The sequence below is a fragment of the Streptomyces sp. NPDC107575 genome, assembly GCF_055657265.1.
The window spans coordinates 1-10,203 of the sequence record NZ_JBVKBG010000017.1; the positions used below are offsets into that span (position 1 = coordinate 1).

General features: G+C 70.5%; 14 protein-coding genes. 5 read left to right on the top strand and 9 right to left on the bottom strand.

Translation table 11 applies throughout. The features are described 5' to 3' along the window. Positions 1-599: 599 nt before the first annotated feature. From ACZ7L4_RS42655 to ACZ7L4_RS42685, 7 genes are all read right to left on the bottom strand, one after another. Positions 600-782, bottom strand: a complete 183-nt coding sequence (locus tag ACZ7L4_RS42655; RefSeq protein ID WP_472110643.1) for a hypothetical protein — start codon at positions 780-782, stop codon at positions 600-602. 448 nt (positions 783-1,230) lie between these two features. After that, positions 1,231-1,578 (bottom strand): hypothetical protein, encoded by a 348-nt coding sequence (locus ACZ7L4_RS42660; RefSeq protein WP_472110645.1) that lies wholly within the window; start codon positions 1,576-1,578, stop codon positions 1,231-1,233. Further along, a complete protein-coding gene (locus ACZ7L4_RS42665; protein ID WP_472110647.1) occupies positions 1,575-1,808 on the bottom strand; it encodes a hypothetical protein in 234 nt (77 codons plus the stop codon). The genes ACZ7L4_RS42660 and ACZ7L4_RS42665 overlap by 4 nt, the downstream gene beginning before the upstream one ends. Then, positions 1,805-2,029, bottom strand: a complete 225-nt coding sequence (locus ACZ7L4_RS42670) for a hypothetical protein (RefSeq protein WP_472110649.1) — start codon at positions 2,027-2,029, stop codon at positions 1,805-1,807. Before ACZ7L4_RS42670 ends, ACZ7L4_RS42665 begins: the two co-directional genes overlap by 4 nt. Next, a complete protein-coding gene (locus ACZ7L4_RS42675; protein WP_472110651.1) occupies positions 2,026-2,226 on the bottom strand; it encodes a hypothetical protein in 201 nt (66 codons plus the stop codon). Before ACZ7L4_RS42675 ends, ACZ7L4_RS42670 begins: the two co-directional genes overlap by 4 nt. Further along, a complete protein-coding gene (locus ACZ7L4_RS42680) occupies positions 2,223-2,411 on the bottom strand; it encodes a hypothetical protein (RefSeq protein WP_472110653.1) in 189 nt (62 codons plus the stop codon). The genes ACZ7L4_RS42675 and ACZ7L4_RS42680 overlap by 4 nt, the downstream gene beginning before the upstream one ends. A 109-nt stretch (positions 2,412-2,520) precedes the next feature. After that, positions 2,521-2,736, bottom strand: coding sequence for a hypothetical protein (locus ACZ7L4_RS42685; RefSeq protein ID WP_472110655.1), 216 nt, complete (start codon positions 2,734-2,736; stop codon positions 2,521-2,523). 571 nt (positions 2,737-3,307) lie between these two features. On the opposite strand from ACZ7L4_RS42685, the gene ACZ7L4_RS42690 reads away from it, so the two are divergent. The 4 genes from ACZ7L4_RS42690 to ACZ7L4_RS42705 all read left to right on the top strand — a co-directional run bounded on the left by ACZ7L4_RS42690 (position 3,308) and on the right by ACZ7L4_RS42705 (position 7,727). Next, positions 3,308-3,886, top strand: a complete 579-nt coding sequence (locus ACZ7L4_RS42690; RefSeq protein ID WP_472110657.1) for a TetR/AcrR family transcriptional regulator — start codon at positions 3,308-3,310, stop codon at positions 3,884-3,886. 114 nt (positions 3,887-4,000) lie between these two features. Next, positions 4,001-5,206 (top strand): Cmx/CmrA family chloramphenicol efflux MFS transporter, encoded by a 1,206-nt coding sequence (locus ACZ7L4_RS42695; RefSeq protein ID WP_472110659.1) that lies wholly within the window; start codon positions 4,001-4,003, stop codon positions 5,204-5,206. A 102-nt stretch (positions 5,207-5,308) separates the two neighbouring features. Further along, a complete protein-coding gene (locus tag ACZ7L4_RS42700) occupies positions 5,309-6,184 on the top strand; it encodes an NAD(P)-dependent oxidoreductase (protein ID WP_472110661.1) in 876 nt (291 codons plus the stop codon). A 1,156-nt stretch (positions 6,185-7,340) separates the two neighbouring features. Continuing rightward, positions 7,341-7,727: a hypothetical protein gene (locus ACZ7L4_RS42705; protein ID WP_472110663.1), complete on the top strand. Its 387-nt coding sequence runs from the start codon at positions 7,341-7,343 to the stop codon at positions 7,725-7,727. Positions 7,728-8,498: 771 nt separating this feature from the next. On the opposite strand, the gene ACZ7L4_RS42710 is transcribed toward ACZ7L4_RS42705, so the two are convergent. After that, on the bottom strand, positions 8,499-8,720 hold the full coding sequence (locus ACZ7L4_RS42710) for a hypothetical protein (protein WP_472110665.1): 222 nt from the start codon (positions 8,718-8,720) through the stop codon (positions 8,499-8,501). Between the two features lie 106 nt (positions 8,721-8,826). Here ACZ7L4_RS42710 and ACZ7L4_RS42715 point away from each other — a divergent pair, with 106 nt between their 5' ends. After that, positions 8,827-9,387, top strand: a complete 561-nt coding sequence (locus ACZ7L4_RS42715) for a hypothetical protein (RefSeq protein ID WP_472110667.1) — start codon at positions 8,827-8,829, stop codon at positions 9,385-9,387. Between the two features lie 65 nt (positions 9,388-9,452). On the opposite strand, the gene ACZ7L4_RS42720 is transcribed toward ACZ7L4_RS42715, so the two are convergent. Further along, positions 9,453-9,785, bottom strand: coding sequence for a hypothetical protein (locus tag ACZ7L4_RS42720; protein ID WP_472110669.1), 333 nt, complete (start codon positions 9,783-9,785; stop codon positions 9,453-9,455). Positions 9,786-10,203: the final 418 nt, after the last annotated feature.

Sequence of the window (10,203 nt, forward strand, 5' to 3'; positions counted from 1 at the left end):
GCAGGAACCGGTCGGGGGACGGGTGGCCGCGCCGGCACCGGCCGGTGCCAGTGCCACGCGCGGGCCGGTGAGCAGCATGCCATGTACGGATCACCTCTTTCGACAGCCCGGTCCCGCTGGGAGCGGGCCGCGGCCGTCTCCGTCGGGGCGCACCGGCCCGGGGGCTTCGCTGGGGGTGGCCCCGCTGTGTCTCCTCACGGGTGGTGGGACGCGGGGGAGTTGAGAGGAACGCTTGTGGGACGGCGAGCGGACCGCGGCCCCTCTCGCCGCCCGCACGTGCCCGGACCTGGACCTCCTCGTCGACGCCGGGGACGGCGTTGAGGAGCGGCAGGTCCTGCTGCCCGTGCCGGGCGGCGGCCCGGTCGACGCGGCCCCGGCGCGAACACCGCGTACGGCCGGGACAGGACGAACGCGCCCTCTATGCCCCGCGACAGCCGGCAGTGTTCTGCCGGTCCTGTTTCTGGCACCCCGCCGCCCCGCCGGTGCCCCGCCACGCCCCCTGGGGCGTGGCGGCACCCCGCCGCCCCGCCGGTGCCCCGCCACGCCCCCTGGGGCGTGGCGGGGGCAGGGGCGTGGCGGCACCGGGCTCCCGTGTGGTGCTACCGGGTGAGCGGGATGCCTCCGCCGAGCAGGGTGTCGACGATCGATGTCGCCGCTTCCAGGCCGGCCTGCTCTCTGGGGGTGAGTTCCTGGGGGTCGTCGTCGGCGGCCGCCATACCGGCGCCGCCGAGGACGGCGCAGGTGGCCAGCAGGGTGGACACGAACAGGGTGCGGATACGCATGGGGGTTCTCCCGTCTCTGGCCGCCCCGCGTCTCCGGCCCGATAGCCGGGGGAGTGGTGCGGGGCGGGCATGTTGCCGATCAGTGGCTGTGGCACGGTCATTGAACCGGGGCGGCCCGGGGCGGCCGGTGACGACACGGCCGGGGCGCCGTCAGAACCCCACGGCCGGGGGCTAACGCGGCTTCCGGATACGGTTCGTGTCCGGAAGCCGCGTTAGCCCCCGGCTCCCTCCGCGGTCGCCCCGGGGTGAATGCTGAGTAGGCGTGGTCCGCAGCATGTGGATCGACAGCAGAACGGACCGGGCCGGCTTCCGCCCCCCTCTCTCTCGGCCGATGGCATGGCGCAGCGAACGTTGAGGCGGGCTCGTAGGGAGGGGGGCGTCGAGAACGGCCGAGCTTCCCTCGCCGGCCGTGTCGTCTATCCCGGTCGGTGCCCTTCGTGTGCGGTGGCTACCAGTTCATGTGGCTGGGCATGCGGCACTTCCCGGCGGCGTCCGTCGAGGGGCAGTCGCCCCCGCCGACCCAGACGAGCCCCGCGGCCAGCACGAGCGCGACCAGCAGGACCACGAGACCGGTGCGGGTGGGCAGGAACCGGCCGAGACGGGTGCCGAAGCTGCCGAGCTGCTTGTCGTGGGGCACCGTGGCCCGCCGTAGGTTCCAGACGCCGAAGACGGCGACGGTGACCGCTCCGAAGGCCGCCGACACCCAGCCGTCGTGGAAGAGGCCCTGGGCGACGTAGGCGACCATGCCGCCGAAGATCAGCGCGTACATGATCCGGACGAGGACGTTAATGATCATCCTTGGCCTCCGGCTGTGCGGCGCCACCACCACTGGTGGATGAGCTGGGATCCGGTGACGCTGATCCCCAGGCCGATCGCCATCTGCCAGTCGCCGATGATGAGCCCCATGGCGCCGAAGATCACGACGGCCACGACGACGTTGAACACGACCTCCCGGACGGTGAGCTGTTTCGGCGGGTCCGGGTGTGCCCCCATCAACTTCAGCCGGTACTTCAGGCGCAGCTTCATCCGCCCTCCCTCTCCAGCCGGAAGACGTCACGGATGTTCTTGACGGTGGTCACGATCAGCACGGCGAGGACGGCCCCCAAGAGGGCCCACAGCCACCCCGGCATGACCACGGGGGCGTCGGAGCCGAGTCCGCTCCAGGCTCCGGCGCCGCCACCGCCTGCGCACACTGCGGCGGTGCCACTGGCGGGCGTTGCTGCGAGCTTCTTCAGACGCTTGATCATCGGCGCTTCACCTCGTCGCGCATACGGCGGCGCTTCACATACCGCCAGCACAGGCAGCCGAGGATGTAGAGGGTGGCGGCCAGCCCGTACACGGGGCCCCAGGGTGAGTTCCTGGGATCCGTCGCGATGCGAACGGTGACGACGACCGCCACGGCCGAGATGACAACGTCCATCCACTTGTCCGAGCGCGGCTTCACTTGGGCCACCCCCGGCGGTATTCGCGCAGGGCTATGCCGCAGGCGCCGACGCCGCACGCGCCGCCGACGCTGAGCACCGTGAGCGTCCAGGCCGACACCTCCGGGGCCGTCACGACACTCAAGGCGCTCCCGACCAGGGCCAGGGATACGCCGCCCAGGATCATCCCGAGCTGTGTACGCGTCACTTGCGCCTCCGGCGGAAGAGGTGGATGGCGGCCCCGGCCACGATCGCGTACGCCATGATCACGACCACGAGCCCTTCGTCGTGCGGCAGGTCGGTGGGGATGGAGCCGGTCACTTGGGCTCCCTGCGGCTCGTCTCGACGAGGGTGCGAACCAGCTCGGTCCACCCCAGGCCCAGCGCACGGCGGGTCCTGCCGAGGGAGCGAAGGCCCACGACCAGCCCCATGGCCAGCGCGACGACGATCACGATCAGGCCCGACCGGGCCGGCCAATCGGGTATCAGCCTGTTGAGGGCGTCGGGGCTTCGGCCGTGTGCCAGGGGGGTCACTTGCGCGGCCAGAGGGCCCAGACGCACACGGCGGCCGCCAGGACGAGTATCGGTATCCCCACCCAGTTGGAGACCGGCTCTCCGCTCATGTAGGGGGCTCTCGGGGCGTACGTGTGCATCTACCGGGCTCCGCTCGATTAGCCCCCCGGCTGTCGATGTGTCCGGGGGACGTTAGGCGGCGGGGCGGAGCGGAGGAAAGTTGATCACGGGGTTCGTTGCATGACTCACACGGTCAGGAAGTCGAGCGCCTCGCGGCCGTAGGAGATCGAGATCACCCGGCCTTCACCCTCGCGGCGTCAGGCCACTCGCGCAGCGGCCACTCCTGCCCCTCGTCCCACTCGGTGAGGTGGAGGCGCGTGCCGGCGTACTCCTCGTGCTGCGCCTGGAGCCCGTCGAACTTCCCGTCGGCCGTGTCCGGGTTGTCCCACCAGCCGTCCAGGATCCGTACGCCGTCGCGGTCGAAGGCGACGTGATAGCTGGCCCGGCCCGCAGATGTGCCGGCTGGTGCGCGAGGCGGGCGGTTCTCCGCACCTATTTTAATGTTCGTTCCAGAACTGCTACGCTCCCGGCCATGTCCCGCCCCAGAGGTTTCGACCTTGACCACACGCTCGATGCAGCCCTGTCCGTCTTCTGGGACAAGGGTTACACCGCCACCTCGGCCCAGGATCTGGTGGACGGCACCGGGCTGGGGCGAGGCAGTCTGTACAACACCTTCCACAGCAAGCACGGCCTGTTCGAAGCCGCGCTGCGCCGCTATGACGCCGTGTGGACCTCCCGCCAGGTGGAAGTGCTGGAGGGGGGAGGGCCGGTCCGGGACCGCATCCGGACGGTTTTGATGACGGTGGTGGAGGAAGAGACCGCCCCCCGCCCCGAACACCGCGGCTGCCTGGCCGTGAACTCCGCACTGGAGCTGGCGGGACAGGACGAGGAAGTCACCGGCCTCGTGCGGCACATCTTCGCGCGCATGGAGGAGGCACTGCACGAGGCCCTCCAGCGGGCACAGCGCGACGGGGAGATCGACAAGGCACAGGATGCACGGCAGTTGGCGCAGTACCTGCTCAGCTCCATGTACGGCTTGCGCGTCCTGGGCAAAGCGGCCGACCGGCAGACGCTGACGGGCGTCGTCGACCAGGTCCTGCGAACCCTCTGAGCGTCGCGCCGCGCTGAGTCCCCCTCAGCAGGCCGTGAACGACCGACGGCACCGTCGGTCGTTTTCTTTGACCAAGTTCTGTAATGAGTATTCAAATACAAGGCAGGAGCAGCGATGCCCATCGCCGTGTACATCCTCGGTCTGACCGTGTTCTGCATCGGGACAACCGAGTTCATGATCTCCGGGCTGCTCCCGGACCTGGCCCGGGACCTGTCGGTGTCCATCCCCACCGTGGGCCTGCTGATCTCCGGCTACGCGCTGGGCGTGGTCATCGGCGGCCCGATACTGACCGTCGCCACCCTGCGAATCAACCGCAAGACCTCCCTGACCGGCCTGCTGGCCCTGTTCGTCCTGGGACAGACCATGGGGGCACTGGCCCCGAGCTACGGGGTGCTGATGACAGGCCGGGTGATCGCCGCCCTGGCGCAGGGAGCCTTCTTCGGCATCGGCTCGGTGGCGGCCGTGGACCTCGCCGGCCCGCAGCGGCGCGCACAGGCCCTGGCCATCATGTTCGCCGGCCTGACCGTGGCCAACGTCTTCGGCGTCCCCGCGGGCACCTTCCTCGGCCAGCACGCGGGATGGCGGGCGAGCTTTTGGGTGGTGGACGCCTTGGCCGTCCTGGCCCTGCTCGGCGTCACCTTCCTCGTACCGCGCCGCCCCAACGGGCCCCACACCGGAATCCGGGCGGAGTTCGCCGCGTTCCGCAACCCGCGGGTCTGGGTGGCACTGGCCACCTCCATGCTGACCCAGGCAGCGATCTTCTGCTGCTTCAGCTACCTCTCGCCCCTGTTCACCGCCGTCAGCGGCTTCCCCGAACAGGCCGTGCCGCTGCTGCTCGTCCTCTTCGGACTCGGCTGCTTCGCCGGCAGCATCGTGGGCGGGAAATTCGCCGACCGCCACCTCCTGCCCAACCTCTACATCGGCATCGGCGCCATGGCACTCGTCCTGGCCCTGCTGACCCTCACCGCGCACAGCCGGATCGCCACCGTGGTGACGATCGCCGTCTTCGGCGTGGCGGCGTTCTCCATCAATCCCGCCCTGCAGGCGCAGGTGATGCGCGAGGCCGGGAACGCTCCGACGCTGGCCACCACCACCAACACCTCGGCCTTCAACGTCGGCAACACCATCGGTCCGTGGCTCGGCGGCAGCGTCATCAGCGCCGGCCTCGGCTACACCGCTCCCGCCTGGGTCGGCGCCCTGCTGGCAGTGGCGGGGCTGGGAGCGGCCGCCGTCTCCGGCGTACTGCACCACCGTGCAACGCCCGCCCACGAACACCGGCCGAACAGCGCGCCGGTGCCCACGCCCGCCAAGTCCGGCTGACACACCAAGACCTCAGCCCGCGCCGGCCCTTCGCCTCCTGCGGATTCAGCGGCCGACGCGCTTCACCATCTCTCAATCTCCCGAACTGCAAGGAGTGGATGAATGACCACCGCACAGCCGGTCATCGCGGTGCTGGGCACCGGCATCATCGGAGCGCCCATGGCCCGCAACCTGAGCAAGAACGGCTTCACCGTCCGAGTCTGGAACCGAACCGCCGGCAAAGCCGAGGCTTTGACCGCCGACGGCATCCATGCCGCAGCTACTCCGGCCGAGGCGGTCACGGGCGCCGATGTGGTGTTGACCGTCCTCAACGACGGCCCCCGGGTACGGGAAGCCATCGAGGCCGCCGCGCCGGGACTGACCCAGGGCACGATCTGGGTGCAGGCCAGTACCGTCGGGGAGGCTGTCGACGAACTTGCCGCCCACGCCGCCAGGACCGGCCTGGTCTTCGTCGACGCTCCCGTACAAGGCACCCGCCAGCCGGCCGAGCTGGGCAACCTCGTGGTCATGGCGGCCGGCCCGCAGCAGGTGCGCCCCAGCGTGCAGCCGATCTTCGACGCCATCGGTTCGCGCACCCTGTGGGTCGGCGAGGACGGCACCACCGGCGCGGCCAGCCGCCTGAAGCTCGTCCTCAACACCTGGGTGGTGGCCCTGACCCACGGCGTGGGCGAGGCCCTGGCGCTGGCCAAGCAGCTGCGGGTGGACCCACAGCACTTCGTCGACGTCGTCACCGGCGGGCCGATGGACAACGGCTACTTCCAGGGCAAGTCCGCCGCCATCCTCTCCGGCGACTACACCACGAGCTTCTCCGTGGACAACGCCGAGAAGGACGCACGACTGGTGCTGGAGGCAGCACAGCGCACCGGCGTCCGCATGGACACCGTCGAAGCCGGACACCAGCGCTTTAAGCGCGCCTCGTCGCAAGGGCACGGCGACAAGGACATGGCCGCCGGCTACTTCGCCAGCTTCCACGCCTGACGACCGCCGGACCCCGCAGGCCGTGCCATGCTCCGGGCCGCCCCACCGCAGTGGGGCGGCCCGGAGCATGGCACCAAAGAGCGCGACCGGTATCCATGGCCGGAACACCAACGCCACACTGCGCACAGAACCCGAGCTCGCCAGGCAGGAGTTCAGCGCCCTGCGACAGGAACTCCGGTCGGCCTGACGAGGCCTGTGGAGAGTGGGGTGGTTTCGCTTGCGACGTTCGGCTCCCGGATGCGATCGGAGTCAGTAGCTGGAGTCGTCGCCGATGTCCACCCCTACTTCTTTGATCTTCCGCTGGTGCTGAGGACCGCGTACACATAGCGGTCGCCCGCGGCGCCGGCGTTGCGGGCATGCTTGATGGTCTCTTCAAGCTCGTCGGGGCATGCTGCCGAGGACTCCGTGGGCAACCGGAGCAAGGCATGGTCTGTCAGCGTTGCCCCGGTCGCGCAGAAGCCGAAGCGCCTGCTGACGGCGGGAATCTGCACTCTCGCTCAACGCGACTGTGGTGGCTGAAACTTCGATCGTTCCTGGTGGCCGACTGGATATCTCAGCAGGGTGGGGGAGACACAGATGGTTTACCTGTCGATGCGGAAGTAGTTAACCGGGTTGAGGGTGAGCTGCAGGACGGTGCCGTGGGCACCGCGGATGGCGGCTACGGCCGTGTGGTCGCCTTCCCGCAGGCATCGGTGGATCGGCGGGTCGTCTTTCCGTGTGCAGGGGCGTATTTCATCGACAACGTGTCCAGCCGGTGTGTCCCAGGCCAGGGTCTGTCCGATGCCGAACAACCAGTGATCTGTCGACAGCGCCCGGGGGTGGACCCTGTGGTTGAACGCAATGTAGGAGCCGGCGGAGTCACCCGCGGTAAGGATCTCGTCGAGAACGGAGTCCCCACCCTTGGTCCTCCACTCCGCCAGGACGAGCGCACCCTTCAGGATGATGCCCGTGAGCTGCGGGTGCTTCTCGGCGAGGACTGACTACCAGTTCATGTGGCGGGGTGTGGCGCAGGGCATGGGACCGTCTGACGGAGGACAGCCACTGAAGCCATATGCGAGCAGCACCCCGGCCAGCTCCAGCACGCGGAGACCGACCGCCAGCTGCTGCGGGTGGAGAACCTTCCCGACGTCGGGGGAGTGCGTGGCAGGATCGGGTGATGTCCATCGAGTATGTGCGGTTCCAGTCGGTCGTGTCCGACGAGCGGGGCCAGTTCAAGGGTGTGTTCGGGCTGGTCAACAACCTCGCCCGCGACGGGCGGCTGACGGCCGAGCAGGACCGGTTCCGAAGCGAGAACAATGCGTGGTACGACGCCGCGTATACGGATCCGTCCACGGTGGACCCGCGTGTGTACGATCCGGCGGTCAACCCCGCGGCCACGGCCTGGTTCAAGCCCTCGGCGTCTCATCTCATCGAGCGCGTGGCGGGCTATTTGGAGATCCTGTCCGCGCACGACGTGGAATGCCACGCGGTGAAATCGACCGACCCGGGACACGTGATCTACGAGGACGATGTACAGGTCGTGGTCATCCCTCACACACCCTGACCTGCGGGAACACCCTTACGGAAACCCGCCACTCACCTGCTGCTTTTCCCCCCTCGCCTGCCGCAGCCCCGCACGCAGCAGAGTGGTCGTGGCCTCCCGGGCCGGGCCTCCCGCAAGCCGGCGAACGGCCGGTCACGTCCCGCCGCCGGGTGGAATGATGACCGTGCCCGCCCGTGCAGGGCCGGCGGGCACGGGGGAGGGGCTCGTGGCGCAGCACGACGGCCGCACGCGGGGGGAGGCGTCCTGGCCCCCGACAGGCCAACTGCCGCACAGAATGACGGCTCATCAGATGTGCCAGGCGGCCCTGTCGTTCACCCGGGGGCGCAGGTGGCCGGCCTGTCTGCGCCGGCCCGCCCCGGACCGGCAGCCGGCGGCCGGGCCCGGATACGGGCGAGACCTGCATCGCACCCGTCGGCCGGCGGGGCGGCCACCGGGTGCCAAGTGGGGGGATTCATGCGGCACAGAGGGGTGTTCCGGTGGGTGTTGACGCTCGGTGTGGTGCTGTTCGGCTGGTCGGCGTACCTGTACGCGTCGTATCCGGCCACACAACAGGTCGACCTCACCGTGATCAGCGAGAAGCCCGACGGCCGGTGCACGGTCCGCTGGCAGGACCCCTACCCAGACGGCGGCCGTCGGCGTGAGAGCGCCTACCGGTGCGATCCCGGCCGGGGCGAGGTGCTCAAGCCGTCGCACTCCGTCCTGGGGACGGAGAACGGCTGGGAGACCGGGTTCATGTTCACCGAGGGCCCACACCAAGGCGACCTGGAGCCCTCACTCGACGAGCGCGAGCCCTACGCCCTGTCGGACGCACTGGCCCTGGCCGGGCTGGCCCTGATCGCCGTCGGCCTCGTCGGGGGCGACACCCGCGCCGCGACGGCCCTGACACGTGCCCGGCCGCGGACCGTGGCACGGGCCCGCACCCTGCACGAGGCGGCCCGCCAAACCGCCCACGACCATGCGCAGGCCCGCGAGGCGGTACGCGACGCGTGGCACGCACTGCAGACCGCGCGCAGGGACGCGGAACTGGGCGCGCTCCCCGTCCACCGGCTGGCCGGAACAGGGGCGGGGAGCCGGGCGGTGCGGCAGGCGGAGGCGGCCGGTGCCAGCCGCGGCCCGCGACATACTCGATGCCGGGATACCCGGGCTGCGCCTGATGGGCATCGGGCATCACGAGGCCGCGCGCCTGCACACCGCCGCCCGCCGCCACGCCGACTCCGCCCGGGCCGCCGTACCGGCACGCATCGACCCCGACACCACCGAACCGCGCACCACCGCCCTGCTCAACGCGCTGCACGTCCTGGTGAACGCCGGACCCGACGCCCACCACACGGCACGCACCGCCGAACAGCTCGCCGGCGACCTCGAGCGCACCCTCGCCGACGCCCAGGCGGCCTCCGGCTACCGGAGCATGCTGCGCGCCGGACGCGAACAACGCGCCACCGCCCGCCGCGCCGTCGATAGGCTGCGCTCCCTGACGGCCCGCGCCGAACGCGAAGGCCTTCCGGCCCGCTTCGCCCAGGCCTCCGTCGACCTGCTGCGCACACCCGACGGCCAGGGCCTCGGCCTGTCCGCGCGGGCGGACTTCGAAAACCGCCCCGGCCAGTACTACGCCCTGCTGGCGCAGCTCACGGACGGGAGAGCCGCCCCGGCACCACGCTGACCCGCCGGGCCGGGTTGGGGGTCGGGGTCGGGCTGCGCCGGTGTCCGCCGGCGCACGGGGCCGGTTCAGTGCCCGGGAACCGACAGGTGGGCCCGTTCCTGGGGGCGTTCGACGGCCAGGTAGTGCTCTTCGGCCCGGCGCCGGCGCGATTCCCAGTCGACCGGGCCGTGGTCGTGGCCGCGTGCGCGGAGCCGTCGCAGGGATTCCTCGCGCGGGGTGTCGACGTAGACCACCAGGTCGTAGGACGGGGCGAGTTCGGGGCGGGCGGTGTACACCCCTTCGACGACGACGAGGCCGGAGCGGGAGACGGTGTGGGTCTCGTCCGGCGCGAGGTCCCCGGTCTTCCGGTCGTAGCGCCGGTAGCGGGCGTCGTGGCCTCCGGCGAGCGGGGAGAGCACCTCTGTGCGCAGCCGCTGCCGGTCGAAGTAGCGGTGCGGTGGTAGCCCTGCTCGGGATCCAGCCGGGCGCGCTCGTGTGCGTCCATCGGGCGGTAGAAGTCGTCTGCGTGCACGACCACCGCACCGTGCGAGGCGGCCAGGGCCGCGGCCAGGGTTGATGTGCCGGAGCCTCCCATGCCGTCGAGCGCGACCAGGTAGACGCCCCGCGGCGTCGGGCATCGACGGCCGCGGCGACCTGCCCGGCGCCGGTGGAGACCGTTGTCATGACGGCATTCTGTACGAGGCGGCCACCCCGAAAAGGAGGCAGGCTCCGCAGAACGCAGAACGCAGAACGCAGAACGCAGAACGCAGAACGCAGAACGCAGAACGCAGAACGCAGAACGCAGAACGCAGAACGCAGAACGCAGAACGCAGAACG

Excerpts from the sequence above, each read along its gene's own strand:
- ACZ7L4_RS42700 (WP_472110661.1), top strand. The coding sequence starts at position 5,309 with ATGACCACCGCACAGCCGGTCATCGCGGTGCTGGGCACCGGCATCATC.
- ACZ7L4_RS42695 (WP_472110659.1), top strand. The coding sequence starts at position 4,001 with ATGCCCATCGCCGTGTACATCCTCGGTCTGACCGTGTTCTGCATCGGG.
- ACZ7L4_RS42660 (WP_472110645.1), bottom strand. The coding sequence starts at position 1,578 with ATGATCATTAACGTCCTCGTCCGGATCATGTACGCGCTGATCTTCGGC.
- ACZ7L4_RS42670 (WP_472110649.1), bottom strand. The coding sequence starts at position 2,029 with ATGATCAAGCGTCTGAAGAAGCTCGCAGCAACGCCCGCCAGTGGCACC.
- ACZ7L4_RS42655 (WP_472110643.1), bottom strand. The coding sequence starts at position 782 with ATGCGTATCCGCACCCTGTTCGTGTCCACCCTGCTGGCCACCTGCGCC.
- ACZ7L4_RS42705 (WP_472110663.1), top strand. The coding sequence starts at position 7,341 with ATGTCCATCGAGTATGTGCGGTTCCAGTCGGTCGTGTCCGACGAGCGG.
- ACZ7L4_RS42665 (WP_472110647.1), bottom strand. The coding sequence starts at position 1,808 with ATGAAGCTGCGCCTGAAGTACCGGCTGAAGTTGATGGGGGCACACCCG.
- ACZ7L4_RS42690 (WP_472110657.1), top strand. The coding sequence starts at position 3,308 with ATGTCCCGCCCCAGAGGTTTCGACCTTGACCACACGCTCGATGCAGCC.